At 71.2% G+C, this 26,851-nt stretch carries 20 protein-coding genes and 1 tRNA gene; 5 read left to right on the top strand and 16 right to left on the bottom strand.

Annotation, left to right across the window (positions count from 1 at the left end; translation table 11 throughout):
* Window positions 1-30 precede the first annotated feature (30 nt).
* Together ilvA and DEJ13_RS04240 are read right to left on the bottom strand one after the other, a co-directional pair.
* The gene (gene ilvA / locus DEJ13_RS04245; RefSeq protein ID WP_111107242.1) at window positions 31-1,272 is read right to left on the bottom strand and encodes a threonine ammonia-lyase; all 1,242 of its coding nucleotides are present in this window, start codon (window positions 1,270-1,272) and stop codon (window positions 31-33) included.
* 45 nt (window positions 1,273-1,317) lie between these two features.
* Window positions 1,318-2,622, bottom strand: coding sequence for an AI-2E family transporter (locus tag DEJ13_RS04240; RefSeq protein WP_258374123.1), 1,305 nt, complete (start codon window positions 2,620-2,622; stop codon window positions 1,318-1,320).
* 92 nt (window positions 2,623-2,714) lie between these two features.
* Between DEJ13_RS04240 and DEJ13_RS04235 the strand changes: the two genes are divergently transcribed.
* Window positions 2,715-4,001: a winged helix-turn-helix domain-containing protein gene (locus DEJ13_RS04235; protein ID WP_111107241.1), complete on the top strand. Its 1,287-nt coding sequence runs from the start codon at window positions 2,715-2,717 to the stop codon at window positions 3,999-4,001.
* Here the strand turns inward: DEJ13_RS04235 and DEJ13_RS04230 are convergent.
* Both DEJ13_RS04230 and DEJ13_RS04225 read right to left on the bottom strand, forming a co-directional pair.
* Complete coding sequence (locus DEJ13_RS04230; protein WP_111107240.1) at window positions 3,998-4,900, bottom strand: M48 family metallopeptidase; 903 nt, start codon at window positions 4,898-4,900, stop codon at window positions 3,998-4,000. The two genes, DEJ13_RS04235 and DEJ13_RS04230, sit on opposite strands and share 4 nt — an antisense overlap.
* Window positions 4,901-4,921: 21 nt before the next feature.
* The gene (locus DEJ13_RS04225) at window positions 4,922-5,503 is read right to left on the bottom strand and encodes a LemA family protein (RefSeq protein ID WP_056122400.1); all 582 of its coding nucleotides are present in this window, start codon (window positions 5,501-5,503) and stop codon (window positions 4,922-4,924) included.
* A gap of 205 nt (window positions 5,504-5,708) precedes the next feature.
* On the opposite strand from DEJ13_RS04225, the gene DEJ13_RS04220 reads away from it, so the two are divergent.
* On the top strand, window positions 5,709-8,150 hold the full coding sequence (locus DEJ13_RS04220) for an Ig-like domain-containing protein (protein WP_284158136.1): 2,442 nt from the start codon (window positions 5,709-5,711) through the stop codon (window positions 8,148-8,150).
* 212 nt (window positions 8,151-8,362) lie between these two features.
* Window positions 8,363-10,027, top strand: a complete 1,665-nt coding sequence (locus DEJ13_RS04215) for a class I adenylate-forming enzyme family protein (protein WP_111106933.1) — start codon at window positions 8,363-8,365, stop codon at window positions 10,025-10,027.
* Between the two features lie 86 nt (window positions 10,028-10,113).
* Here the strand turns inward: DEJ13_RS04215 and DEJ13_RS04210 are convergent, their stop codons facing one another.
* Window positions 10,114-11,436, bottom strand: coding sequence for a threonine/serine exporter family protein (locus DEJ13_RS04210; protein WP_181437031.1), 1,323 nt, complete (start codon window positions 11,434-11,436; stop codon window positions 10,114-10,116).
* A 42-nt stretch (window positions 11,437-11,478) separates the two neighbouring features.
* Window positions 11,479-11,760: a hypothetical protein gene (locus DEJ13_RS04205; RefSeq protein WP_111106931.1), complete on the bottom strand. Its 282-nt coding sequence runs from the start codon at window positions 11,758-11,760 to the stop codon at window positions 11,479-11,481.
* A gap of 154 nt (window positions 11,761-11,914) precedes the next feature.
* Between DEJ13_RS04205 and DEJ13_RS04200 the strand changes: the two genes are divergently transcribed.
* Complete coding sequence (locus DEJ13_RS04200) at window positions 11,915-13,033, top strand: fatty acid desaturase family protein (RefSeq protein WP_111106930.1); 1,119 nt, start codon at window positions 11,915-11,917, stop codon at window positions 13,031-13,033.
* A gap of 378 nt (window positions 13,034-13,411) precedes the next feature.
* Here the strand turns inward: DEJ13_RS04200 and DEJ13_RS04195 are convergent.
* The 7 genes from DEJ13_RS04195 to DEJ13_RS04165 all read right to left on the bottom strand — a co-directional run bounded on the left by DEJ13_RS04195 (window position 13,412) and on the right by DEJ13_RS04165 (window position 20,118).
* Window positions 13,412-13,485, bottom strand: a tRNA-Leu gene (locus DEJ13_RS04195).
* Between the two features lie 75 nt (window positions 13,486-13,560).
* The gene (locus DEJ13_RS04190) at window positions 13,561-15,027 is read right to left on the bottom strand and encodes an NAD(P)/FAD-dependent oxidoreductase (RefSeq protein ID WP_056122412.1); all 1,467 of its coding nucleotides are present in this window, start codon (window positions 15,025-15,027) and stop codon (window positions 13,561-13,563) included.
* Window positions 15,028-15,070: 43 nt separating this feature from the next.
* Window positions 15,071-15,619 (bottom strand): DUF501 domain-containing protein, encoded by a 549-nt coding sequence (locus tag DEJ13_RS04185; protein WP_056122415.1) that lies wholly within the window; start codon window positions 15,617-15,619, stop codon window positions 15,071-15,073.
* 44 nt (window positions 15,620-15,663) lie between these two features.
* Window positions 15,664-16,206 (bottom strand): FtsB family cell division protein, encoded by a 543-nt coding sequence (locus DEJ13_RS04180; protein ID WP_181437030.1) that lies wholly within the window; start codon window positions 16,204-16,206, stop codon window positions 15,664-15,666.
* A 382-nt stretch (window positions 16,207-16,588) separates the two neighbouring features.
* Entirely contained in the window at window positions 16,589-17,878 is a 1,290-nt protein-coding gene (eno, locus tag DEJ13_RS04175) for a phosphopyruvate hydratase (protein WP_056122420.1), read from the bottom strand.
* A 98-nt stretch (window positions 17,879-17,976) separates the two neighbouring features.
* The gene (hisS, locus tag DEJ13_RS04170; RefSeq protein WP_111106928.1) at window positions 17,977-19,221 is read right to left on the bottom strand and encodes a histidine--tRNA ligase; all 1,245 of its coding nucleotides are present in this window, start codon (window positions 19,219-19,221) and stop codon (window positions 17,977-17,979) included.
* Between the two features lie 267 nt (window positions 19,222-19,488).
* Complete coding sequence (locus DEJ13_RS04165) at window positions 19,489-20,118, bottom strand: MazG family protein (RefSeq protein ID WP_111106927.1); 630 nt, start codon at window positions 20,116-20,118, stop codon at window positions 19,489-19,491.
* Window positions 20,119-20,199: 81 nt separating this feature from the next.
* Here DEJ13_RS04165 and nhaA point away from each other — a divergent pair, with 81 nt between their 5' ends.
* Entirely contained in the window at window positions 20,200-21,378 is a 1,179-nt protein-coding gene (gene nhaA, locus DEJ13_RS04160; protein ID WP_111106926.1) for a Na+/H+ antiporter NhaA, read from the top strand.
* Between the two features lie 394 nt (window positions 21,379-21,772).
* On the opposite strand, the gene mfd is transcribed toward nhaA, so the two are convergent.
* From mfd to DEJ13_RS04145, 3 genes are read right to left on the bottom strand one after another with little or no spacing between them, the layout of a single operon-like run.
* Window positions 21,773-25,369, bottom strand: a complete 3,597-nt coding sequence (mfd, locus tag DEJ13_RS04155; protein WP_111106925.1) for a transcription-repair coupling factor — start codon at window positions 25,367-25,369, stop codon at window positions 21,773-21,775.
* Window positions 25,370-25,412: 43 nt separating this feature from the next.
* A complete protein-coding gene (gene pth / locus DEJ13_RS04150; RefSeq protein ID WP_111106924.1) occupies window positions 25,413-25,997 on the bottom strand; it encodes an aminoacyl-tRNA hydrolase in 585 nt (194 codons plus the stop codon).
* Window positions 25,998-26,040: 43 nt separating this feature from the next.
* A complete protein-coding gene (locus DEJ13_RS04145; protein ID WP_056122434.1) occupies window positions 26,041-26,676 on the bottom strand; it encodes a 50S ribosomal protein L25/general stress protein Ctc in 636 nt (211 codons plus the stop codon).
* Window positions 26,677-26,851: the final 175 nt, after the last annotated feature.

The raw sequence follows: 26,851 nt of genomic DNA, 5'->3' as shown, positions 1-26,851 counted from the left end.
GAACCCCTACGCCGTGCTGACGTCCGGGCGTCAGTGCAGCAGCTGCTCCGGGCGGAAGCCGGCCTCGTGCAGGCGCTGGATGACCTCGTCGGCGTGCTCGGGACCGCGTGCCTCGATGGACAGGTCCAAGACCACCTCGTTGATGACCAGACCCTGGCCGTGCCGGGTGTGCAGGACCTCGACCACGTTGGCGCCGGCGTCCGAGATGACCTGGGCGACGCGGGCGAGCTGCCCCGGGCGGTCCGGCAGCATGATCCGGATGCCGATGTACCGCGAGGCCGCGACGAGCCCGCGCGTGATGATCCGCTCCATCATGAGCGGGTCGATGTTGCCGCCGCTCAGCAGCACGACGGTCCGACCCGTGTCGCGGACGGCTCCGGACAGGATCGCCGCGACCCCGACGGCGCCCGCGGCCTCGACCACGAGCTTCGCGCGCTCCAGCAGCACCAGCAGTGCCCGGGCGACGTCGTCGTCAGCGACGGTGACGATCTCGTCGACCAGGTCACGGATGATCGGGAAGTTCATGTCACCGGGACGCGCCACGGCGATACCGTCGGCGATCGTCGGCGTGGTGGCGATCGTGACCGGCTCGCCCGCGTCGAGCGAGTCGGGGTAGGACGCGGCGTTCTCCGCCTGCACCCCGATGACCCGGATGGACCGCCCGGCGCGCTCGGCCAGTCCCTTGACCGCGATCGCGATGCCGGAGATCACACCACCGCCGCCGATCGGCACGATGACCGTGTCGACGTCGGGGACCTGGTCCACGATCTCGAGCCCCAGGGTGCCCTGGCCGGCGATCACGGCGGGGTGGTCGAATGGGGGGATGAAGACGGCCCCGGTGCGGTGTCCGAAGTCCTTGGCCGCCGAGAGCGCTTCTTCAACGGAGTGCCCGCGCAGGACGACCTCGGCGCCGTAGTGCCGCGTCGCCTGCAGCTTCGGCAGGGCGACACCGACCGGCGTGAAGATCGTCGCGGGGATGCCGAGCTCACGTGCGGCGAGGGCGACGCCCTGCGCGTGGTTGCCCGCGCTGGCCGCCACGACGCCCTTGGCCCGCTGCTCGGGCGTCAGCGCCGACAGGCGGTTGTACGCGCCGCGCAGCTTGTAGGCGCCGGTGCGCTGCAGGTTCTCGCACTTCAGGTGCACCGGCGACCCCAGGAGCTCGCCGAGGAACTGGGACGTCTCCATCGGGGTGACCCGCGCGACGCCCGCAATGGTCTTCTGTGCCCGCTCGATGTCGTCGAGGGTCGGGATCGTCGTCGTGGTGTCGGTCACGGTCCCATCATCGTCGGTCGGCGGGCCCGTGACGAACGGATGGCGCTAGTTGGTGCTGGCGGTTCCCTCAGTCGCGGTCGCGTCCCTGTCGCTGCCCGGTGCCGGGACGTCGTCGTTCGTCGTGTGCCGCCGTCGTCGCAACAGCTGGAGCTGCCCGTGCTGGCCGCGCTTCGGGGTGGCCTCGAGCACGTGGTCGGAGTCGAGTCGACGCCACCGGCCGCTTGCGATCGTCGTGACCATGGCGTTCAGCGTGGCGATGAGCGGCACGGCGAAGAACGCGCCCGCGATGCCGGCGAGCCCGGACGCCGACGTCACACCGAGCACCACCGCGAGCGGGTGCACCTTGACGGCGTTGCCCATCACGAGCGGCTGCAGGATGTGCCCCTCGATCTGCTGCACGAGCAGCACGACGGCCAGCACCAGCACCGCCGCGACGGGACCGTTGAAGATGAGCGCGATGAACACCGCGAGGAACCCGGTGACGATCGCACCGACGACGGGGATGAACGCACCGAGGAACACGAACGCGGCGATCGGGATCACGAGCGGCATTCCGCCGAAGAACAGCCCGACGATGTAGGCGCCCAGGCCGATGCCGACCGCGTCGACGAACGCGACGAAGATCTGCACGCGGATGAAGCTCGTCAGCGTGATCCACCCGGCGACACCGGCGCCGTCGACGGCGGCGCGGGCCTTCTTCGGGAAGAGCCGCACGGTCCAGCGCCAGACGTTCTTGCCGTCGATGAGCAGGAAGATCGTCGTGAACAGGATGATGAACAGCGCCTCGAACGCATGCGTGGCGCCCGATCCGGCGCTGGCGACCCCGGACAGGATCGACGATGCGTTGTCCTGCAGCCACTTCGCACCGTCGTTCAGCCAGCCGTTGACGTCCGACTGGCTGATGCCGAGACCGGAGTTCAGCACGAAGTCCTTGATGTTGGCGTACTGCGACACCGTCCGGTCACGCAGCGACGGGTAGGACGCGATGACCTGGTCGACGACGAGCCAGACGAGCGCGCCGATGGCCGCGAGTCCACCGAGCAGGCTGATCACCACGGCCAGCCACTTCGGGACGTGGTGCCGCTGCATCCAGTTGGAGATCGGGATGAGCAGCGCCGACACGACGATGCCGACCAGGAACGGGATCAGGATCTCGCTGAACACCGTGACGAGGTAGATGAACAGGGCGATGACCCCGACCACGACCAGGACACGCCAGGACCACGCCCCGGCGATGCGCATGCCGACCGGCACCGACTGCTCGACCACGGGGTCGGGGCGGTTCCGGCCCGTCGCCGGTGTCTCGACCACGGGGTCGGTTCGCGTCGTCTTCTTCTTGCCCCATGCCATTCCGCCACTGTAACCATTCCCGTGCGGTCCCGTTCCAGATGCGGCATACGGGCTGGTCGGGTCTCGTCGGCGGCGCTCAGTAGGGTCGGTGCATGCCCAGGTCAACGCTCTCCGCGGCCGAGGCCCGTCGCGTCGCACTCGCTGCCCAGGGGTTCGGCCGACCGACGCCCGACACGGTCTCGACCCGGACCCTCCGGGCGGGCATCGGCCGGCTGGGGCTCCTGCAGATCGACTCGGTCAACGTGTTCGAGCGCAGCCACTACCTGCCGCTGTTCGCTCGCCTCGGGGCCTACGACCGCCGGGCCCTCGACCGCCTCACGATGACCGGGCGTTCGCCCCACGTGGAGTACTGGGCGCACGAAGCCGCGTTCATCCCGCGCGACGACCTGCGGCTGTTCCGCTGGAAGATGGACGCCTTCCGTGCGCGCGACGCCGGGCCGACCCGCGCCGAGGGTGTCGAGCGGACCGCGGTCGTGCGGCGCGAACTCCACGCGTTGCTGCATGCCGAGGGACCGATGCCCGCCAGCGCCGTCGAGCACGAGTCGAACGTCCGACGGGGCCCATGGTGGGGGTGGAGCGACGTGAAGCTCGGACTCGAGCAGATGTTCCGCTGGGGAGACGCCGTCAGCGCCGGGCGATCGGGTTTCGAGCGCGTCTACGCCCTGCCCGACCAGGTCCTGCCGAGCGGGTTCCTCGAGTCCGCGCCGGGGCGACCGGACGCAGTCCGCGAGCTCGTCGGCCGCGCTGCCCGCGCCCTCGGCGTCGGGACCCGTGCCGACATCGCCGACTACTACCGGCTGCGTGCGGACGACACCGCCGCCGCGATCGCCGACCTGCAGGACGCGGGCGTCCTGCTGCCGGTGCGCGTCGAGGGCTGGCGCGAACCGGCGTGGCTGCACGCCGACGCCCGGGTCCCGCGCGCCGTCACGGCCGACGCGGTGCTCAGCCCCTTCGACCCCGTCGTGTGGTTCCGCCGACGGGCCGAGCGGATGTACGGCTTCCACTACCGGATCGAGATCTACACGCCCGCGCCGAAGCGGGTGTTCGGGTACTACGTCCTGCCGGTGCTGCAGGACGACGCGCTCGTGGGACGCGTCGACCTGAAGAGCGACCGGCAGCAGGGGGTCCTGCGCGTCCGCACGGCGTGGCAGGAGCCGGGCACGACGCTCGACCCGGAGCGGCTCGCCGACACGCTCCGCCGGGTCGCCGCATGGCAGGGGCTCGACGCGGTCCAGGTCACCGACCGGGGGACGGCTGCCGCGCAGGTCGCCGGCGCCCTCGGTGTGCCGCTGGTGCCCCACGTCGCCGCCGACGACGGCCCGGCCGAGGGCTCGACCGACGCGGCCGTTGCGGTGGACGACCCCGACCCCGCAGCCTAGAAGCGGTCCTGGTTCGTCCGCAGTCGCACGATGCGGTCGGGCAGCGGCGGGTGGGTCGAGAACAGCCGGTCCATCACACCGGGCCGCATCGGGTCGCTGATCCACAGGTGGGCCATCGACGAGTTCTGCGTCTGCATCGGCCGTCCGTACGCGCCGAGCTTCTCGAGCGCGCGAGCGAGCCCCTCGGGGTGACGGGTCGTCAGGGCGCCGGTCGCATCGGCCAGGTACTCACGCTGCCGGGACACCGCGGCCTGGATGCCCATCGCGGCGACCGGTGCCACGAGGAGAGCCACGAGCCCTGCGACGAGCAGGACCGGGTTCGACCCGCCGCCGTTGTCGTTGGACCGGTTCCGCCCGCCGCTCAGCCCGCTGAACAGGGAGATGCGCAGGAGCACGTCGGCGACCAGTCCGACTGCCACGACCAGGCCGAACACCATCGTCGACACACGGATGTCATAGTTGCGGACGTGCCCGAGCTCGTGGGCCATCACGCCCTGCAGCTCCTGGTCGTCCATGAGCTCGAGCAGGCCGGTCGTCGCGGCAACCACGGCGTGCTCGGGGTCACGGCCGGTCGCGAAGGCGTTCGGCGACGGGTCGGGCACGACGAACACGCGCGGCATCGGCATGCCGGTCGTGATCGCCAGGTTCTCGACCGTGCGCCACAGCCGTGGCTCGGTCGTCCGGTCGATCTCGATGCCGCCAGCGATCGCCGTGGCCTGCCGCGCCGCCGTGAAGTACTGCAGCACCGCGTACCCGAGGGCCACCACTAGGACCACGATGCCGATCGACGTGTTGCCCGCCAGGTACCCGCCGAGGAAGCCGAGCGCGCCGATGACCAGCAGGAACACCAGGACGATCAGGACGGTGTTGCGCTTGTTGCGCGCGACGGCGCGGTACACGGGCGGCGGTGGTCGACCGGGTCAGAACTGGACGCGCGGGGGCTCGGCGATCGCGGCCGGCTCGGAGGTCTCGAAGAAGGACGCCTGCTCGAACCCGCGGCGCTTGGCGAACGTCGAGTTCGGGAAGACCCGGATCTTCGTGTTGAGCTCACGCACGCCACCGTTGTAGAACCGGCGCGCCGCCTGGATCTTGTCCTCGGTGTCGACCAGCTCGGTCTGCAGCTGCAGGAAGTTCTGGCTCGACTGCAGTTGCGGGTAGCCCTCGGCGACCGCGAACACGCTCTTCAACGCCTTCTGCATGTGGCCCTCGGCCGCCGACGCGGCATCGGCGTCACCGGCGCTCAGCGTCTCCGCACGGGCCGCGGTGACGTCGGTGAACACGGCCTTCTCGTGCGTCGCGTACCCCTTGACCGTGTCCACGATCGTGGGGATGAGGTCCGCCCGCCGCTTGAGCTGCACCGAGATGTCGCTCCAGGCCTCGTCCACGCGCACCTTGAGCGTGGTGAGTGCGTTGTAAGTGACCCAGAGGTAGATGCCGACGACCACGAGGACCACGACCACGACGCCGATGACGATCAGGGTCGTGATGAGTCCGGTGTCCATGCGGGTGAGCTCCTGGTCTGCGTCGGGGGCGGTGAACCACCGGCGATTGTACCGACGCTCCGTGGGGCTCCTCATCGTCACGGGCGCGGTTCACGGCCGATTCCCGAGTCATGCACACCCGGCGTCCGGCCAGACCATGCGAAGGAGCGCGATCATCCGCGCGGGGGATTGACCGATCCCGTTCTGTCGCGTGGGATGGAGGGAGATGAGCACACGTGGGGAGTCCTCGGGATCCGCGACGGTCGGGGGCGGCCGTCGCGGTCGGCGTCCCCGTGCGTCCCTGGTCGGTGCGCTGACTGCGGCGCTGGTGACGGGCCTCCTGGCCCTCGCCGTCGTCCCGGCGGCGGCAGCCGCTGCCGACACGACCCGGGGCACGACGGACACGGCGGCAGCCGCTGCCGACACGACCCGGGGCACGACGGACACGGCGCCAGCCACTGCCGACACGACGCAGCCCCAGGACCAGGACCGGGCGGCAACGCCCGCACCGGATCCCACCACGGCGCCCGGCGACACCCAGGCTGACCTGCACGTGCAACCGACCCCCGGGGCGGCGCCGACGTCCGGTTCCCCCACCCCGACCCCGCCGCCGTCCGGCACCCCCGCCGTCGACCCGACCATCGCCGACCCCGGCGACCTGACGAGCGCGACCGGACGGTTCCAGGGCACGGCGACGCCCGGCCACCGCGTCCGGGTGATCGACCCGGCGGTCACCAGTCGGTCGGTCTGCACCACCACGACGGACGGCGACGGCACCTGGACCTGTTCCGGCCCGGTCGCCACGGGACCGCAGCAGGTCTTCACCGTGCAGGACCTCTCCGACGCGTCCCGCCGCACCGCCGACGCGCCGGCCGCAGACGTCGTCGTCCCGCCGGTGATCAGCACGCGCGAGCCGACGACGGGCACCGTCGTCGGCACCGGCGACGTCGGGACGACCGTCACCGTCTCGGTCTCCGGGTCGTCCGCCGTCCGCACCGCCGCGGTCGGCAGCGACGGCCGGTGGATCGTGTCCTGGTCGACCGGCGCGGCACCGCGACCGAGCGGCACCGTGACGATGACGGCGACCGCGACGGCCAGCACCGCCGACGGGTTCCGCTCCGACCTCCGCAGCGCAGCCTCCGCCCCGGCGACCGTCACGTTCGACCGCACCCCGCCGGATGCCCCGACCGTCACGTCGCCCCGGACCGGTGACCGCGTCGCGGCGCAGGCCCTGGTCGTGCGCGGGGCCGGGGAGCCCCGGGCGGTGCTGACCGTGTACGTCGACCGCGCCCCGGTGTGCGGCGCGACCGTCCGCGCCGACGGCTCCTGGGCGTGCTCGACGTCGGGAGGCCCGCTCACCGTCGGAGCGCACGTCGTCACCGCGCTGCAGCACGACGCCGCGGGCAACCACTCCCCCTCCTCGACGCCGGTCACCGTCGACGTCGTGGCGACGACGCCCGGCTCGACGGTGTCGCCGTCCGGCAGCCCGGGCAGCGGGAGCGCGACGGGCGGCAGCTCCGGGCCCGCGACCGGCGGCACGGGTGGTCCGACCACCGGCACCGTGCCCGGGTCGGGCGGCCCGGGCAGCTCGGCCGGCGGGACCACGGACGGCACCGGCACCGGCACCGGCGATGCGTCCGGGGGCGCTACCGCGGGCGGCCGGCCGGGAGTGGACTGGTCCGGCCCGGCCGGCGACTGGTCCGTGGCGACGTCGTTCGGTCGCACCGTCCCGACGATCCAGGCGGCGGCCTCGTGGGACACGCTCGCGGTCGCGGGCGCCGTCGCGGTCGGGTTCCTGCTGCTGGTCGCCGGACCCGCGCGTCTCGTCGCACGGACCCTGCGCGGACGGGTCACGCTGCGGCTGGGCTCGTTCACCGGTCGCAACCGCCCTCGGTCGGAACGTCGGCGCGGCGACGATGCCCTGCCCGCGTGGGCATCGGTGTCGATCGCCGTGGTGCTGGCGTCCGTGCTGACGCTGCTCGGCGTCGGGGTCTCGCTCGAGGCCCGCTACGTCCGCCTGGCGATCGCGGTCCTGCTGGGGACAGGTGTCCTCGCCGCAGCGGTCGTGATCGCCACCCGGTGGGCTGCGGGTGCCGACCGCCACACCGTGGGGTTCCGGGTGTCGCCATGGCTCGTCCTCGCCGCCCTCGTCGCATGCGCCGTCACCCGCGCGGCCGACCTGTCCCCCGCCCTGGTGCTCGGCGTCCTGCTGGTCCCGGTCGGGCGGACCGACGTGGACACGGGTGCGATGCGGCTCGGTGCCGGGGTCGCCGCCTGCGCCAGGAGCGCGACCTGGCGGTCCTGCGCGCTGCTGGTCCTCGCCGCGACGGGCTGGCTCCTGCACAGCGTGACGACCGGGCCCGGGTTCTGGACCGCGCTCGTCTCCGAGTTCGCGATCACGCTCTGCGTCGGCGGCCTCGGTTCCCTCGTGGCGACGCTCCTGCCGCTCGCGGGCTCGGCCGGCAGCGCGCTGTGGTCCCGCTCGCGGACCCGCTACGCGGCCGTCGCCACGGTCGGTGTGGCGCTGGGCGCAGCGGTCTACTCCGGCCCGGGAGGCACGCACGTCTCCCCCGTCGCGTTGGCACTGATCGCCTGCGTGTGCGTCGCGGCGGCCCTCGGGACGTGGCTGTGGGTCCGGACCGCGGACGCCGACAGCGCCCGGGCCTGACGTCCGCGGCGCGGACACCGGACACCCGCGGTGCCGAGCACCGGCACCGGCATCGGCATCGGCACCGGCGGCCTCGACGCAGCGCCTGCCAGCCCCCCCCCCCCCCGGCGCCGGGTTCGACCGACCATTACAGTGGCGGGCGGCGCGCATCGTCGACGGTGCGACGCACGACGACGGTGCGCAGGAGCACCGGACGAGCCCAGGGAGCGACGATGACCGAGACCCGATCCGACTACGACGCCACGCGCTTCCGTGACGTCTTCGAGCACAGCTACACCTACGCCAACGGCTTCGCCCGGAACACCCACCGCTTCGCGACCCGACCGGCGCTGCGCGACCCGGACACCGACCGCTCGTGGACCTACGCCGAACTGGGTGCGACCGTCGACCGCATCGGCGGCTGGCTCCTGCGACACGGGGTCGAGCGCGGGTCGGTCGTCATGGTCGAGCTGTTCAACTCGCCCGAGTTCGCGATGCTCTACCTGGCCTGTCACCGCATCGGCGCCGTCTTCTCGCCGACGAACTTCCGGCTCGCGCCCGACGAGGTCGCCTTCATCATCGAGGACTCCGCACCCGTCGTGCTCGTCCACGACGCCGGACGCACGGCCGAGATCGGCGCGGCCCTCTCGAGCGCCGCCCACCGGCCCGACCACGTCGTCGTCCTCGGCGGGCAGGACCCCACGGCCACGGGCTTCGACGCACTGCTGGCCGCCGACCCCGTCTCGGTCGAGGAACTCGCCGCCACGGAACCGCGCGACACGTTCGCCGAGACCACCCGTCTCTACACCTCGGGCACGACCGGCCGTCCCAAGCCCGTCCCGCTCCCGAGCCTGGTCGAGGTCCTCAGCGCGCACGACGTGATCATGCACTTCCCGCTGAGCCCGTTCGACAAGACGCTCAACATGTCGCCGCTCTTCCACCGCGGTGGCCTGTACTCCGGCGGCCCGAACCCGGTGTTCTACGTCGGCGCCGAGCTGACCACGCTGCGGCACTTCGACGCGGACCGCGTGCTCGACCTGGTCGAGTCCGAGCAGCTGACGTTCCTGATCGGTGCCCCGCCGAACCTCGTCCAGCTGGCGAACGCCCAGGAGCGCAACCCGCGCGACCTGTCCAGCCTGCGCGGCATCGTCACGATGGGGGCCCCGCTCGACCGTGCCGCCGCCCTGCGCTACCAGGAGCTGCTCTCCCCGCGCATCTTCAACGGCTACGGCACGACCGAGACGTTCTGGAACACGTTCCTGCGCCCCGAGGACTTCCCGGACGGCGCCGGTTCGACCGGTCGGGCATCGACGGACGACGACGTCGCGGTCGTCCGCGTGTACCAGGACCGGCTCGCCGACCCGACGGACACCGTGCCCAAGGACGGCAGTGAGATCGGTGAGTTCGCGGTCCGCACGGTCAAGTCCGGCTACTCGTACCGGAACCCCGGGCTCGAGGCCGAGAAGTTCTCGAACGGTTGGTTCTACCCGGGCGACCTGGCCACCTGGGACGAGCACGAGCGCGTCACCATCGTCGGCCGCAAGGACGACATGGTGATCTCCGGCGGCGAGAACGTCCACCCCGTCCAGGTCGAGGCCGTGCTGCAGGAGCACCCGGGCGTCGCCGACTCGATCGTCGTCGGTGTCCCGGACGCGCGCTGGGGCGAGGTCGTCGTCGCGTTCGTCGTGCGCGCCGACCGCGGTCTGCCGCAGGGCGACACCGAAGCGGCGGCGGAGCTCGAGACGTGGACGAGCGACCACCCGGGCCTGGCGCGCTACAAGCGTCCGCGCCGCTACCGCTTCGTCGACGAGCTCCCCTACAACGCGACCGGCAAGAAGGTGCACTACCTGGCCAAGGCGACGGCCCAGGACGAAGCGGACCGCTTCATCGAGCCCTGACGCATCGGACTGGAGGCCCGTGGCGGGCCCGCCACGGACCTCCAGTCCGACGCTGGTCGCGACCGGAGCCTCCGGCGGTCGCCGGATCAGTGGGTCGGCGCGTTCCGCGCGAACAGGCCGGGCAGCAGCCCGCCGATCTTCGTGCCGACGCACAGGCTGACGAACGTCGCCAGCGGCGTCGCGAGGGCGACGGGGTCCAGGGTCGACACGGCGACCAGCCCGACCGTGCCCGGCACCAGCAGCAGGAACGCAGGGAAGAACGAGACCGTCGCCGGGATGACCGGGACGAGCCGTTCCAGCAGGCGGGTCGCGATGAAGAGCAGCGCAGCCGTCGCTCCGGTGGCGACGACGCTGCCCCAGAGCGGACTCGTGCCGCTCACCAGCGCGTACGCCGTCACCATGACCGCGACCGAGACGAGCGTCAGACGCCAGCCGGAACCGAAGACCAGGCCGAGGCCGAGCGCCAGCACGACCACCGCCACCCACGAGACCCAGTAGGACGGCACGGCCTCCCAGCCGCCGCGGTCGGTCCCGACGCCGGCGACCTCACCGACGAGCGCCGCTGACGAGGGGTCGACGTGCAGCCCGGTGAGGGCGCTGCCGGCGGCGATCCCCGCGGCCATGAACCCGAGCATGATCACGCCCTGGACGAGTCGCGAAGACCCGGTGACGATGTCGGCAGCCGTTAGTTCGAGCAGGGCGTTCGTGATGAGCGCACCGGGCACGAACACGGCGACCGGAGCGCACACCGCGAAGAGCGGGACGTGGTCGAACCCGGTCGCGGCGGCCACGATCCCGACGACCGCGGTCGACATGAACGCCGCGAGGAACGGGATGATCGCCACCGCCTCGCGGAAGCGGCGGAGCAGCAGGCCGATTACGCCGACGAGTGCGCCGACGCCGAGCGTGACCAGGATCGCCCACCACGGGCAGCGGAACACGACGGCCAGGCCTGCGGCGGTCAGGGCGTTGCCGGCGATCCAGGGCAGCGCTGCCGGTGGGCGCGTGCCGGCTCGGATGGCGCGCACCCGCGCCGGGATCTCGGCGAGGGCGATCGACCCGCTCTCGAGACCGAGGACGAGTCGGTTCGCCCGGGCCGCCTGGCGGAAGGAGAGCTCCACACCCTCGGCGTTGACGATCGTCGCCGAGCCGGTGGCGGTCTCGCTGACGATCACCAGCGCGGGCAACACCCCGACCGCGAGTCCGGGACCGATGCCGGCGGCTTCCCGGGCCTTCTCGAGCGCCGACCGCACGTCGGTGACGGAGCTGCCCGCGTCGAGCAGCAGCGCCCCGAGCGTCCCGAGCAGCATGCCGACGGGGACGGTCTCGCCGTCGACGACCTCGACGTGTGACTCCGGCTGCCGGAGGACCCCACGCAGGTTCGCGAGCGCGCTGCCGAATCCCACCACGACCGCCATGCTACCGACGCGGCGGGCCGGTCAGCGCTCGCGTCATCCGCCCGCGCGGACGGCCTCGGTGCGCCAGCGGAGCTCGCTGATGAACTGGGACGTCTCGGGCTGCAGCTCGTCGTCGGGAGCCGCCTGCACCAGGACCCCGATCGCCGGCGCGAGGAGGATGCTCGACGTCGACGGCATGCCCCACCGGTCGACCGTGGGGACGTGCACGGTGTCCGACAGCCCGGCCTGCGCGAGGGCCGCAGCGTAGTCGAGGACCGCGTACGCGGCATCGTCCGTGGTCAGGACGCTGGCCAAGCCGTAGATGATGTGCTTCAACCGTCGAGACCTCCGGTCCGCGGATCGCCGGGAGCGCGAGCGACCTTGCGCAGACGGTACGCGCACTCCACGGTCTCTGCCCAGGTTCTGCCCCTAGGTTCCCTAGCAATCGCAATCGCGGGAACTCTCCTGTTCGGCCGAAGGGCTGTCCCTGATGGAAGCAGCGCTCTTGCCGTCTTCATCGACCCTGTACCGACCCACGACTCCCCGAGCTCCCGGAGCGACCTCCGGCACCTCGACCTACAAGGACCTGCTCGAAGAGGTCCGGTCCGCCGGCCTGCTCGAACGCCGCACCGGCTTCTACTGGGGCGTCTTCGCCGTCCTGGTCGTCCTCGTGGCCGCATGCTGGGTCGCCGTCGCCATGCTCGGCGGTTCGTGGTTCCAGCTCATCCCGGCTGCCGTGCTCGGAGCGCTGTTCACGCAGTTCGCGTTCCTGTCCCACGAAGCCGCGCACCGACAGGTGTTCGCGTCGCGCAAGTGGAACGACCACGCCGGTCGGGTCCTCGGGACCTTCGTGGTCGGGCTGTCGTACACGTGGTGGATGAACAAGCACAACCGCCACCACGGCAACCCGAACACCATCGGCAAGGACCCGGACATCGCGCAGGACACGGTCTCCTTCATCGAAGAGGACGCCGCCGAGCGCCGTGGACTGCTCCGCGCACTCACCCGTGTGCAGGGCTGGGCGTTCTTCCCGCTCCTGACGATGGAAGGCGCGAACCTGCACTTCCTCGGAGCGAAGGCGCTGGTCACCGGACAGCACATCAAGGGCACCGGCCGCGACCGCGTCATCGAGGGCATCCTGCTCGTCGCCCGCTTTGGCCTGTACTTCTGGGCCGTCTTCACGTTCATGCCGTTCGGCGTCGGCGCGGCCTTCATCGGCGTCCAGATGGCGGTCTTCGGCGTGATGATGGGCGGCTCGTTCGCCCCGAACCACAAGGGCATGCCGGTCATCGCCGAGGGCGCCCGCATCGACTTCCTGTCGCGCCAGGTGCGCACCTCGCGCAACATCACGGGCGGCATCTGGGCCGACCACCTCTTCGGCGGGCTGAACCACCAGGCGGAGCACCACCTGTTCCCGAACATGGCGCGGCCGAACCTGCGCCTGGCGAAGCCGATGGTCAAGGCGCACTGCGCCAAGCACGGCATCCCCTACACCGAGGCGACGCTCGGCCAGTCGTACGCGATCGTCGTCGCCTACCTCAACCGCGTCGGACTCGCCGCGCGTGACCCGTTCACGTGCCCGATGGTGACCGGCTACCGGATCCACTGAGTCCAGCGCACTTCGCGCAACCGGAACGGCGCGGCCCCTCGGGGTCGCGCCGTTCCGGTGTCTGCGGCGTGCGCGGGCGCACCGTGCGCGGGCGCACCGTGCGCGGTTCGCAGCCGGTGCGAGGTTGACCGGACCGTGCAGCGACACAAGCCAGCACCACGTCACCAAGCCCGCACCGAGGCCGACCGGAGGCTCGGCGCGCGCCGCACGCACAGCCTCCAGTCGCACCGTGCGCGGTTCGCAGTCGGTGCGAGCTTGTCCGGACCGTGCAGTGAAACAAGCCAGCACCACGTCGCCAAGCCCGCACCGAGACCGACCGGAGGCTCGGCGCGCGCCGCACGCACGGCATCCAGTCGCACTGTGCGCGGTTCTCTTCGGTACCCCCGGTGGGACTCGAACCCACAACTCGGCGATTTTAAGTCGCATGCCTCTACCGATTGGGCCACGGGGGCGCAGCTGCAACAGCCTAGCGACGACGACGGCGGCCACCCCGAGGGGTGGCCGCCGTCTCTGGCGCTGCGGGAGGACTACTTCGAGTCGGCCTTGATCGGCTCGGCGTCCTTCGAGACGTCCTCGGCCGGGGTCGCGTAGACCGGGCCGGCTGCGTCGGCGGGCTTGCCCTCCTCCGGACCGGCGGCGACGGCCTTGGGCTCGTCGGCCGTGGCCGGCTTCGGGCGCGAGGCGAAGGTCTCGAACGCCGCACGCGGGGTCTCGCGGTCGTCGAGCGACGCGATGTCGCGGCCGAGGAAGAAACCGCCGACCCAGTCGCCGACGACGCGGATCTTGCGCTCCCACGACGGCATCGCCAGCCCGTGGTAGCCACGGTGGGCGCCCCACGCGAGGAAGCCCGTCATGGCGAACTTGCCGGACTGGAAGACACCGATGCCGAGGCCGAGCCCCGCGACGGCACCGAGGTTCTTGTGCTTGTAGTCGACCGTTGCCTCGTTGCGCATGATCGCGACGAGGTTCTTCGCGAGCTGCTTGGCCTGGCGCACGGCGTGCTGGGCGTTCGGGACGCACATGCCGCCGACGCCGCCACCGGTCAGGTCCGGCACGGCCGCGACGTCGCCGCAGGCCCAGGCGTCGGGAACGACCGCGCCCTCGTTGACGATGCGCAGGTCGGGCTGGACGGTGATGCGGCCGCGGGGCTCGAGCGGGAAGTCGGTGCCCTTGACCATCGGGTTCGCCATGACGCCGGCGGTCCAGATGATCAGGTCGGACGGGATCGTCTCGATCGAGTCGTCCTTCGCCTTGAGCTGGCAGACGCCGCCCTCGGCCGACGCGAGCTGGGTCTCGAGGTGCACGGTCGCGCCACGCTCGGCCAGGTTCTTGAGCACCCAGTGCGAGGTCTCGAGCGAGACCTCGGGCATGATCCGGCCCATCGCCTCGACCAGGTGGAAGTGTGTGTCGTCGAACGACAGCTGCGGGTAGCTCTTGAGCAGGTCGGTGACGAAGGAGCGGAGCTCGGCGAAGACCTCGATGCCCGCGAAGCCACCGCCGACGACGACGACCGTGAGCAGCCGGTCACGCTCGGGACCCGCCGGCAGGTTCGAGGCCTTGGCGAAGTTGGTGAGGACCTTGTCGCGGATCGCGGCCGCTTCCTCGATGGTCTTGAGGCCGATCGCCTCGTCCGCGACACCCGGGATCGGGAACGTGCGCGACACCGCACCGGCGGTCATCACGATCTGGTCGTACGACTCTTCCCACGGCTCGCCGAGCTCGGGGGTGATCGTCGCCGTCTTGGTGGCGTGGTCGACGTTCGTGACCTTCGCCGTGACGACGCGCGTCTTCTTGAGGTGCCGACGGTGCGACACGATCGCGTGACGCGGCTCGATCGAGCCGGCGGCGACCTCGGGGAGGAACGGCTGGTAGGTCATGTACGGCAGCGGGTCCACCATGACGACATCGGCTTCGCCCTGACGAAGGTGCTTCTCGAGCTTCCAGGCGGTGTAGAAGCCGGCGTAACCGCCGCCGACGACGAGGATCTTGGGCACGGGGGATGATCTCCTTGGAGTGGGGTGGTTGCCGGGCGGCTGGTCAGACTTCGCCGCCACCCGCCCCGACTCCAGCGTCTGCGAGCCCATCATACGCCCGGCATTCGCACCGGTCGGGCGACCACGAGGCGCGGGCGAGCGCCAGGTCGCCGATGGGGTTCACGCCGGGTCCGGCAGCGAGGGTGTGGCCGACGAGGGCGTGCAGGCACTTCACGCGGACGGGCATGCCGCCCGCGCTGATGCCGTCGATCTCGTCGACGTGCTCGATCGACTCGCGGTCGGCGAGGTAGGACTCGTGGGCCGCGCGGTAGCGATCGGCCATGTCGGGGTCCTCGAGCAGCTCGGCGAGTTCGGGCATGACGCCCGTCGCCTCGAGCGTGCTGACGGCAGCGGTGGCAGCCGGGTGGCACAGGTAGTACAGCGTCGGGAACGGGGTGCCGTTGCCCAGCCGCGGCTTCGTCGCGACGACCGTGGGGTTGCCGCAGACGCAGCGTGCCGCGATGCCGACGACGTCGCGGGCAGGGCGGCCGAGCTGTGCGGAGACCACCTGCACGTCGTGGTCGGACGGCGGGTCGAACGGAGGGGTCGTCACGGGGACAAGAGGCTACCGGAGATGACGGCCCCCGCGCACCGCGGCTACTTGCCGGTGCTGCCCGTACCCGAGACCTCGGGAGCGACGAGCTCCTGCGCGGTCTCCTTCGACAGCCCCGACTGCAGGACCGAGGACATCATCGCCTGCACCCAGTCGACCTTGGGTGTCTGCACCGTCGCGCTGACCGGCGTCCCCGAGTCGGTGGTCGGCTTCGTGTCACCGGTCCCCGCGCTCTCGCCGTCACCCATCACCAGGAAGCTCTGCTCGCCCGGGTACACGTAGAGCAGCCGGTCACGCGCCTGGGCCTCGATGTAGGCGGGGTCGTCCCAGCGTGCGACGTCCTTCTTCTTCTGCGCGACGTCGGACTTCTGCGCGGCGACCTCGTGCTGCTTCTGTGCGATCTGCTCCTGCTGCTGGATGAGCGTCCGGAGCGACGGCGCCAACACCACGACGAACAGCACGATGATCGCGAGCATGATCAGGCTGAAGCCGGAGAACCGGATGGTGCGGTACCACGGCTGCTCCGCCGTGGCGCCCTCGGGCATTGCCACGGGCACGCGGCGGACGCGGGGCTTCTGGTTCGGCACGGTTCGACGATAACCCGGCCGACGCGGCCGTTCGCTGCGCCGCGCGCGTGTTCCGCACCCTCTCAGCGAGCGGTGCGGCCGGGAGGCGCGGCAACCCTCCGCCACGCACCGCCCAGACCGCCCCGTGGTCGCGCAACACGCCGCAAGGAGTCGGTCGACGTCGCACGACGCGTCGCGTGCCGCGCGTCGGAGCGACGCTCCATGCGACCTCGACACGCGGCGGGCGGCGTTTCGAGCGACTCCGGCCGGAGGGGATGGCCAGCGACTCCGGCCGAAGGGGATGGCCAGAGGGGATGGCCAGAGGCACGGAGCCCGGCGCACGCGACGGAACGCCGCCCTCCAGAGGAGGACGGCGTTCCGGGGATCGCTCCGACTGGTTCGACTACGACCAGAGCGACGCGGACCGCGGGAAGGCGGTGCGGCCGGCGTAGACCGCGGCGTCGCCGAGCTCTTCCTCGATGCGGAGGAGCTGGTTGTACTTCGCGACACGGTCGGACCGGGCGGGAGCACCGGTCTTGATCTGACCGCCGTCGACCGCCACCGCGATGTCCGCGATGGTGGTGTCCTCGGTCTCACCCGATCGGTGCGACAGGATCGCGGTCATGCCGTGACGCTGTGCGAGCGACACCGCATCGAGGGTCTCGGTCAGCGTGCCGATCTGGTTCACCTTGACGAGGATCGAGTTGCCGGCCTTGTCGTCGATGCCCCGCTGCAGGCGCTTGGGGTTGGTGACGAAGAGGTCGTCGCCGACGATCTGCAGCTTGTCGCCCAGCTCGCTCGTCAGGTGCGTCCAGCCTTCCCAGTCGTCCTCGGCGAGGGGGTCCTCGATCGTGGCGAGCGGGTAGTCGCGAGCCAGGTCGACGAAGTACTGGGTGAACTCCTGCGACGAGAGCTGCTTGCCCTCGAACGCGTACTTGCCGTCGGCGAAGAACTCGGTGGAGGCGACGTCGAGCCCGAGCGCGATGTCCTTGCCCGGGGTGAAGCCGGCCTTCTCGATGGCGGAGAGCAGGAAGTCGAGCGCGGCGCGGTTCGACGCGAGCTCGGGGGCGAAGCCGCCCTCGTCGCCCAGGCCGGTCGCCAGCCCCTGCTTCTTCAGCTCGCCCTTGAGGGCGTGGTAGGTCTCGACACCCCAGCGGAGCGCCTCGGAGAAGGACTCGGCGCCGTAGGGCACGAGGAAGAACTCCTGGATGTCGACGTTGGTGTCGGCGTGCGCGCCACCGTTGACGACGTTCATCAGCGGCACGGGCAGCGTGTGCGCGTTCGGGCCACCGAGGTAGCGGAACAGCGGCAGGTCGGCCGAGTCGGCGGCGGCACGGGCGACGGCGAGCGACGCGCCGAGGATCGCGTTCGCACCGAGGCGCGACTTGTTCTCGGTGCCGTCGAGCTCGATGAGCGCGGCGTCGACGAGGCGCTGGTCGGTGGCGTCGAAGCCCTCGAGCGCCGGGCCGATCTCGTCGAGCACGGCTTCCACCGCCTTGAGGACGCCCTTGCCGCCGTAGCGGGCCTTGTCCCCGTCACGGAGCTCGTACGCCTCGAAGGCGCCGGTGGAGGCACCGGACGGGACGAGCGCGCGCGAGACGACGCCGTCGTCGAGGAGGACCTCGACCTCGACCGTCGGGTTGCCTCGGGAATCGAGGACTTCGCGTGCTCCTACGGCATCGATCACGGCCACGGGGTACTCCCTACACGTTGCGGTTGTGGTGCTTGCGGGACGATCCTACCGACGCGCGGTGAACGGTTTCGCTGCACCGGGTGACGACTGTGGAGAACTCAGTCGAGCGGACGGAACTCCACACCCTCGAGCGACTCGGTGTCGGGCTGCACGACGGCGAAGGCACCGAAGCCCTGTGCCGCCAGCCCGGCGAGCAGGTTCTTCATGTTCTTGGTCCGCCGCTCGAGTCGCACGCGCTGGTGCTGCGCGAGCGCCTCGCTCTTGAGCGCCGCCAGACGCACCGGGTCGACGTCGCGGTCGTACACGAGCACCACGGCGTCCGAGGTCGTCGTCTCCGGCAGGGTGACCAGGTCGACGAGCCGCTCGAACCCGAGGGAGAACCCCACGGCCGGGACGTCCTGCCCCAGGAACCGGCCGATCATGCCGTCGTAGCGCCCGCCGCCACCCAGGCTGTAGGCGAAGTCCGGGTGCGCCACCTCGAAGATCGTCCCCGTGTAGTAGCCCATCCCTCGCACGAGCGTCGGGTCGAAGCGCAGGTCGATGCCGGGCAGCGCGTCGCGCAGGTGGACGAGGTCGTCGAAGGCCTCGACGTCGAGCCAGTCCGCGCCCGCGACGCTGTCCCAGTCGGCGGACTCGAGTGCACCGATCGTGTCCTCAAGTCCGGGGAGCGTCGCCCCCAGGTCAGCGCGGAGCTCGGCGGCGACCCCGGACGCCCCGATCTTGTCGAGCTTGTCCACCGTGATGAGCGCGCGGTCGGCCGCTGCCGAGTCGGTGATGCCCCACGACGCCAACAGCGCGAGCAGGACCCGGCGGTCGTTGATCCGGATCGACGTCCCGGTGACCCCGAGCGCGTCGAGCGCGGCCGTCGTCGCCTGGATGAGTTCGACCTCGGCGAGCTGCCCCGGCTCGCCGAGGACGTCGATGTCGCACTGCACGAACTGCCGGTAGCGCCCCTTCTGCGGACGTTCGGCACGCCACACGGGGGCGATCTGCACCGAACGGAAGACCGAGGGCAGCTCGGCTCGGTGCGAGGCGTAGAAGCGGGCGAGCGGCACGGTCAGGTCGAAGCGGAGTCCGAGGTCGGCGAGGTCGAGTGGCGCAGCCGCAGTTCGCAGGTCGTCCACCGTGAGGCCGCGGCGCATGACCCCGAATGCGAGCTTCTCGTTGTCACCGCCGAGGCCCGAGTGCAGTCGTGCGGCGTCCTCGACCACGGGGGTCTCGATCTCGTCGAACCCGTGTCGGGCGTACACGTCGCGGACGACACCGAGGACGTGCTCGCGCCGCGCCTTGTCCGCGGGGAGGAAGTCACGCATGCCACGGGGTGCCGTCACGGTCGTTGCCATGGGCCAATCCTGTCAGATCGGCCCACGAGTTGCGTGCCGACCGACCCACTGATATTGTGGATGCAGAACCTCGGCATGGCGAGTGCCTGATCCACTCGCCGTGTCGTTCGCGAGGGCACCGTGCTGCAGAGTGCCCCGCGGTTCGAGCGGGATCCCCGTCGGTGCACAATCCCTGGTTGCACCGACGGCCCCGCTCGCGGGCGTCCTCCTTTTTCGGGTTAGGAGGACGCCCGCACTTCCCGCCCCAGCGCTCGCTGCCACATCCGCTCAGTCACCCGCGCGTCCCTCCACCTCGAGCCGACGAACCGCAGCCCGCAGGCTCTCCACCGGATCGATCCCGGACCGCCGCGCCGCCGCGATCGCTCCGAGCATCTCCGAGCCCCAGTCGGCGTCAGCCCCATCCGGCCCCACGACGGCGGCGACGGCTTCGTCGGCGTCGCCCCGCTCCTCCAGTCGTTCCAGCAGCTTGACCGCACGCTCCATCGGGGGCATCGCCCTCGGGACTCCGTCGAACACGCTCGTGCGCGCGGACTTCTCGGCTGCCTTCGCCGCCCGCCACACGCGCACCACGTCCTCGACGGTGTCCGCGCGCTCGTCGCCGAAGACGTGAGGGTGGCGGCGGACCATCTTCTCGCGGGCGGACTCGACGACGTCGTCGAGGTCGAACTCCCCCGCACGGGCGGCGATCCCGGCGTGGAGCACGACCTGGTAGAGCACGTCACCGAGTTCCTCGCGGACGTCCTCGACGTCCCCGTCCTCGATCGCGTCGACGAGTTCGTAGGACTCCTCGACGGCGTAGCGCGCGAGCGAGGCATGGGTCTGCTCGCGGTTCCAGACGCACCCGCCGTCCGGGTCGAGCAGGCGGTCCACGACGGCGGTCAGGTCCGAGACGGTCATCGCATCAGTATCGGATACGATGACCGAGGCGTGTCGGGAAGTCTGGTCGACGGACCGTTTCCCGTACCCTCACGGAGTTCCATGCTCGCAGCAATCCGTTCCCCGCGCTTCAGCGCGATCGCCCTCCTCGCAGCGGCGGTCCTCGGCCTCGTCCTGGCGAACACGCCGATCGGCCCCGGACTCGAACACGTCCTCGACCTGCACGCGCCGTGGGGTGCTGTCGGTCTTGACCTGTCCGTTGCGCACTGGATCAGCGACGGGCTGCTCGCGGTGTTCTTCCTGCTCGTCGCGATCGAGCTCAAGCACGAGCTCGTGGCGGGCGAGCTCTCGAACCCCAAGACGGCGATCGTGCCGGCCATCGCCGCGGTCGGTGGTGTCGTCGTACCCGCCGGCATCTACCTCGCTGTCACCGCGGGCACGCAGTACACGCACGGGTGGCCGATCCCGACGGCGACGGACATCGCGTTCGCGCTCGGGGTGCTGGCGATGTTCGGCCGCGGGCTCCCCTCCACGCTGCGGGTGTTCCTGCTGGCACTCGCGGTGCTCGACGACCTCATCGCGATCGTCATCATCGCGGTGGTGTTCGCGCACGACACCGACTTCCTCGCGCTCGGTGGCGCGGCGGTCCTGCTCGTGCTGTTCTGGCTGCTCGGCCGGATGCTCCGCCCGGGTCGATCGGGGCAGGGCTGGCTCATCGCCGGCATGGTCGTGCTCGGCGTCGTGACGTGGTGGCTCGTGTACCACTCGGGCGTCCACGCGACGATCGCCGGGGTCGCCCTCGGGCTCGTGCTGCCGCGACGTCCGGGACACACCCTGCACGAGCGGGTCGAGCCGTGGTCGAACGCGATCGTGCTGCCGGTCTTCGCGTTCGCGTCCGCAGCGGTGGTCATCCCCGCCGTCGGCATCGGCGAGCTCTCCCCCACGTTCTGGGCCGTCGTCCTGGCCCTCCCCGTCGGCAAGGTCATCGGGATCACGCTGTTCGGCGCCGTCGCGACGCGGGTGTTCCGGGGGCCTGGGCGTCCGTCGCTGTCGTTCTGGTCGATCGTCACCGTCGGGGTGCTCGGCGGCATCGGGTTCACCGTGTCCCTGCTGATGAACGAACTGGCCTTCGCGGGCAACGCCGAGATCGTCGACGAGGGGGTCCTGGCCGTGCTGATCGGCTCCGGCATCGCGATGGTCGCCTCGGCGATCGTGGTCAGTCTCAAGGCGCGGCACCACCGTGCGCGGCGCGAACTCTCCGAGGCCGAGGCGACCGAGTAGATCGTCGCCGGGCACGGCTGTCGCCCGGCGGAGCGACAACGTCGCTGTCGTACGACATCGGGATCGTCGCGCGAGCGGCAGCCGCCCGGCAGAGCGACAACCCCGCTGTCGTACGACATCGGGATCGTCGCGCGAGCGGCAGCCGCCAGCCGAGCGACAACGTCGCTGTCGTACGACATCGGGATCGTCGCCGGGCACGGCTGTCGCCCGGCGGAGCGACAACGTCGCTGTCGTACGACATCGGGATCGTCGCGCGAGCGGCAGCCAGCCAGCAGAGCGACAGCGTCGCTGTCGTACGACATCGGGATCGTCGCAACGAAGCGGACGCGACCCCACCTGCCGACGGGAGGCCCGGTGCCAGCTGGCACCGGGCCTCCCGTCCGTCAGCTGCGGACTACGGGGCCGTCGCCGCCGCTGCCGGCGTGGTCGCGCCGTACACGGCCGTCAGGATGCTCTCGACCCACTGGATCAGGGCGTCGTCGGGCAGGGCCTGGTCGTGCGGACGCGGCATCGGGATGCTCGACGCGTTCTGCTGGGGGAACCACCTGGCGCCGGGGAACATCCGCTTGAGCCGGACCTGGGACGAGTCGGCGAGCTCCTTGCCCGCGACCCGCAGGTTCGAGCCCATGACGACCACGTCGGACAGGCCGACCTGCTGCGCCATGCGACGGAGTCGGGACACCTCGACCAGGGTCTGCACGGGCTGTGGCGGCGTGCCGTACCGGTCGGTCAGCTCGTCGAGCACCAGGTCGATCGCGTCGGACTGCGCGGTCGGGGCCGATGCCGCCGAGAGCTTCTGGTACGCCTCGAGTCGCAGGCGCTCGGACTCGACGTAGTCCTCGGGGATGTGCGCGTCGACGGGGATCTCGAGGCGCAGTTCGGTCTGCCCCTCGGCGACGTCCCCGCGGAACTGCGACACGGCCTCGCCGATCATGCGGAGGTACAGGTCGAACCCGACCCCCGCGATGTGCCCGGACTGTTCGCCGCCGAGCAGGTTGCCCGCGCCACGGATCTCGAGGTCCTTCATCGCGACCTGCATGCCCGCGCCGAGCTCGTTGTTCGCCGCGATGGTCTCGAGGCGGTCCTGGGCGGTCTCGGACAGGGGCTTGTCGGCGTCGTACAGGAAGTACGCGTAGCCGCGCTCGCGCCCTCGACCGACGCGACCACGGAGCTGGTGCAGCTGCGACAGCCCGTACTTGTCCGCCCGGTCGATGATGAGCGTGTTCGCGTTCGCGATGTCGAGCCCGGTCTCGATGATGGTCGTCGAGACGAGCACGTCGAAGCGGCGCTCCCAGAAGTCGACCATGACCTGTTCGAGCGTCTGCTCGGACATCTGCCCGTGCGCGACGGCGATGCGGGCGTCCGGCACGATCTCGGCCAGGTGCGCGGCGACCGACTGGATGTCCTTGACGCGGTTGTGCACGTAGAACACCTGGCCCTCGCGGAGCATCTCGCGCCGGATCGCCGCGCCGACCTGCAGGTCGGACTGCGGGCCGACGAAGGTCAGGATGGGGTGGCGGTCCTCGGGCGGGGTCGCCAGGGTGGACATCTCACGGATGCCCGTCACCGCCATCTCGAGCGAGCGCGGGATCGGCGTCGCGGACATCGCCAGGACGTCGACGTTGGTCTTGAGCTTCTTGAGCTGGTCCTTGTGCTCGACGCCGAAGCGTTGCTCTTCGTCGATGATGACCAGACCGACGTCCTTGAACTGCACGCCCTGGGACAGGATCCGGTGCGTGCCGATGACGATGTCGACGGTGCCGTCGGCCAGGCCCGCGAGGGTCTCCTTGGACTCCTTGTCCGTCTGGAACCGGCTGAGCGCGCGGAGGTGCACGGGGAACCCGGCGAAGCGCTCGGCGAAGGTCTCCATGTGCTGCCGGACCAGCAGCGTGGTCGGGACGAGCATGGCGACCTGCTTGCCGTCCTGCACGGCCTTGAAGGCAGCGCGGATCGCGACCTCGGTCTTGCCGTAGCCGACGTCGCCGGAGAGCAGCCGGTCCATCGGGATCGGGCGCTCCATGTCGCGCTTGATCTCGTCGATGGTGGTGAGCTGGTCGGCGGTCTCGGCGAACGGGAACGCCTCTTCGAGCTCGCGCTGCCACGGGGTGTCCGGACCGAACGCGTGGCCCTTCGACGCCATGCGCGCCGAGTAGAGCTTGACGAGGTCGACGGCGATGTCGCGGACGGCCTTGCGCGCCTTGCTCTTCGCCGCGGACCAGTCGCTGCCACCCATCTTCGACAGGCTCGGGGACTCGCCGCCGACGTAGCGGGAGAGCTGGTCGAGCTGGTCGGTCGGGACGAAGAGCTTGTCGCCCGGGTAGCCGCGCTTCGACGGTGCGTACTCGAGCACCAGGTACTCGCGCTGCGTCTTGACCGCGTTGCGCCCGCCGCTCGAGACCTCGCGCGAGACGAGCTCGACGAACTTGCCGATGCCGTGCGTGGCGTGCACGACCACGTCGCCCGGCTTGAGCTGCAGCGGGTCGACGACGTTCTTGCGCCGGCTGGCGAGCTTCTTGACCGTGCGGGCGCCCTGCTGCGCCGTGCGGCCGTAGAACTCGGCCTCGCTCAGCACCGCGATGCGGGGGTCGGGGATCGAGAAGCCGTGCTCGACCGACGCCGTCGTGACGATCGCGACGCCGGGCTGCGGCGGTGCGGTGACGGCCTCGGCCCGGGCGGCGACCCCGGCATCGGCGAGGACCTGCACGGCGCGCTCGACGAGCCCCTGCCCCTGGGCGGTGACGACCACCGCCCAGCCGTCGTCGGTCAGCGCCTTGACGTGTGCGACCGCCCCGTCGGCACTGCCGGCGAAGCTCGGGACCGCATCGGCCCGGACGCGGACGTACTCCCCCGCCTCGGTGGCGGCATCCGCGTCGCTCAGGGGTTCGTCCGCCCCGCTGTCGAACGGCGAGATCGTCCACCAGGTGCGGTCGCCGCGGGTGGCACGGAGCTGCGGCACCGTCAGGAAGTTGCCCGCGTCGAGGTCGATCGGCGCCTGGGCACCGGCGACGGCGGCGCTCCACGCGGCCTGCAGGAACTCCTGGTTCGTCTCAGCCAGGCTGTGCGCACGGCCACTGACCCGCTCGGGTGAGAAGACAGCGATGGTCGCGTCGCTCGGCAGGTACGTCGTCATCGGCACCAGCTTGCGGACCAGTGCCGGCGCGAGGGACTCCATGCCCTCGACCGGGATGCCCTCGGCGACCTTGGCGAGCATCTGGGACAGGTTCGGGAACTCGTGCAGCATCTCGCGGGCGCGCTGGCGGACGTCCTCGCTGAGCAGGAGCTCGCGTGAGGCCGTGAGCTCGACCGAACCGAGGTCGTCGTCGGTGGAGCGCTGGTCGGCGACGGAGAACGCCTTGATGCCGTCGATCTCGTCACCGAAGAAGTCGACGCGCACCGGGTGGTCGGCCGTGGGCGGGAAGACGTCGAGGATGCCACCGCGGACGGCGAACTCGCCCCGGCGGGTCACCAGGTCGACGCGGGCGTACGCCAGGTCGACGAGCTGCGCCGCGATGCTGGAGAGGTCGTTGCCGCGCGACGCGGTGCGCAGCACGACCGGTGCGAGCTCGGTCAGGTTGTCGGCGATGGGCTGCAGCGCGGCACGGACACTCGCCACGACGACGGTGGTGGCGCGATCGGCAGCGTCGGTGTCCTGCCACCGCTGCAGGGCGCGCAGCGTGGCGATCCTGGTGCCGACGGTCTGCGCACTGGGCGACAGTCGCTCGTGGGGCAGGGTCTCCCACGCCGGGAACTCGAGCACCTGGGTGTCGGGCAGGTAGCTCGACAGGGCACCTCGGACGGCCTCGGCCTCGCGCCCCGTGGCGGTGATCACGAGGACGCACTGCGGGCCCTTGCGCTCGGCCATGAGCGCCGCCAGGAGCGGCACGCGGAGGCCGTCGACCACCGAGAAGTCGGCGTCACGAGGAGCGGCGCGCAGGACGCGATCGAACGCGGAGGCGCGCGAGAGCGCAGGGATGATGCCCGAGATCGTCACTCAGGACATGGTACCGGCGACGACCGACAGCGACCGCAGTGCGTCAGGACGGCGCGTGGACGCGCTGCTGGGCCGCGAGCAGGCCGAGGTCGGCGATCGCCTCGACCGCGTCGGCGGCGTCCGCCAGCAGGTTCGGCAGCGTCTTCTTCTCGGTGGGCGAGAAGTCGCGCAGGACGTAGTCGGCCGGGTCCTGGCGTCCGGGCGGGCGGCCGATGCCGACGCGCACCCGGGCGAACTCGTTCGTGCCGGTGGCCTTGATGATGTCGCGCAGCCCGTTGTGCCCGCCGTGTCCGCCGTTGCCCTTGAGTCGGACGGTGTCGAACGGCAGGTCCAGCTCGTCGTGCACGACGACGAGGTCGGCCGGTGTGGCGCTGTAGAACCCGAGCACGCTCGAGACGGGGCCGCCCGAGGTGTTCATGAACGACCCCGGTCTGGCGAGCACGAGCCGGGGACCACCGGGGACGAGACGCCCCTCGGCGACGGTGTTCGGGGTCTTGTGCTTCTTGAACGTCGCACCCATCCGGGCGGCGAGTTCGTCGAGGACCATCTGGCCGACGTTGTGACGGTTCCCCGCGTAGTCGGGCCCGGGGTTCCCGAGCCCGACCACGACGAGCAGTCGTTCCGTCATGCGGACGTCGTCATCAGCGTCGACCAGATGTCCCGAACGGGTGTTACTCGGACTCGTCGACCGGCGCGGAGCCGCCCTCGGCACCGGCTTCGGCGCCGGCCTCGGCGGAGGCCTCGTCGGCGGCTTCGTCGTCAGCGGTGCCACGCGGGGTGACGATCGCGACGACGAGCGCCTCGGGGTCGGTCTCGAGCTCGGCGCCCTCGGGCAGCGTGAGCTCGGAGGCGTGGATCTGCTTGCCGTCCTCGAGGCCCTCGACGTCGACCACGACGTGCTCGGGGATGTCGGTGGCGAGCACCAGCAGGGACACGGTGTTGAGGTCCTGCACGTGGATCGTGCCGGAGAAGGACTCGCCCTCGACGACGACGGGGACGTCGACCGTGACCTTCTCGCCACGACGCAGGACGACGAGGTCGATGTGCTCGATGATCTGGCGCACCGGGTCGCGCTGGACGTCCTTGACGAGGGCGAGCTGCGCCGTGCCGTCGATGTCGAGGTCGACGACCGCGTTGGCGGTACGGACGAGCAGCATGGTCTCGTGGCCCGGCAGGCTGACGTGCTTCGGCTCGGTGCCGTGACCGTAGATGACGGCGGGGATCTTGTCGGCAGCGCGGAGCTTGCGGGCAGCGCCCTTGCCGAACTTGGTGCGGACTTCCGCTGCGAGCTTGGTGTAGTCGGCCATGGGTGCCTCCTGGTCTGGGGAACGACACCGGGGTGCCGGCATCGTGGGGGGTCTGTGGTGTTGCAACTCGAACGCGTGCACGCGTGAGGAACGTTCCCAGAGCTTGCCGGGTCATCCGCCGCGTCGATCACGGCCGCGCGTACGCGGCCCTCGCCGAAGTCGTCCACAACTCTAC

It is taken from the genome of Curtobacterium sp. MCLR17_007 (assembly GCF_003234655.2).
GTDB lineage: Bacteria > Actinomycetota > Actinomycetes > Actinomycetales > Microbacteriaceae > Curtobacterium.
Note: the sequence above shows the minus strand (reverse complement) of the source record. Positions and strands in the feature narration are given on the sequence as shown.

Coding starts and splice junctions, on each gene's coding strand:
- DEJ13_RS04240 (WP_258374123.1), bottom strand. CDS start 2,622: ATGGCATGGGGCAAGAAGAAGACGACGCGAACCGACCCCGTGGTCGAG.
- DEJ13_RS04235 (WP_111107241.1), top strand. CDS start 2,715: ATGCCCAGGTCAACGCTCTCCGCGGCCGAGGCCCGTCGCGTCGCACTC.
- DEJ13_RS04225 (WP_056122400.1), bottom strand. CDS start 5,503: ATGGACACCGGACTCATCACGACCCTGATCGTCATCGGCGTCGTGGTC.
- DEJ13_RS04220 (WP_284158136.1), top strand. CDS start 5,709: ATGAGCACACGTGGGGAGTCCTCGGGATCCGCGACGGTCGGGGGCGGC.
- DEJ13_RS04215 (WP_111106933.1), top strand. CDS start 8,363: ATGACCGAGACCCGATCCGACTACGACGCCACGCGCTTCCGTGACGTC.
- DEJ13_RS04200 (WP_111106930.1), top strand. CDS start 11,915: ATGGAAGCAGCGCTCTTGCCGTCTTCATCGACCCTGTACCGACCCACG.
- hisS (WP_111106928.1), bottom strand. CDS start 19,221: ATGGCAACGACCGTGACGGCACCCCGTGGCATGCGTGACTTCCTCCCC.
- DEJ13_RS04165 (WP_111106927.1), bottom strand. CDS start 20,118: ATGACCGTCTCGGACCTGACCGCCGTCGTGGACCGCCTGCTCGACCCG.
- nhaA (WP_111106926.1), top strand. CDS start 20,200: ATGCTCGCAGCAATCCGTTCCCCGCGCTTCAGCGCGATCGCCCTCCTC.
- pth (WP_111106924.1), bottom strand. CDS start 25,997: ATGACGGAACGACTGCTCGTCGTGGTCGGGCTCGGGAACCCCGGGCCC.
- DEJ13_RS04145 (WP_056122434.1), bottom strand. CDS start 26,676: ATGGCCGACTACACCAAGCTCGCAGCGGAAGTCCGCACCAAGTTCGGC.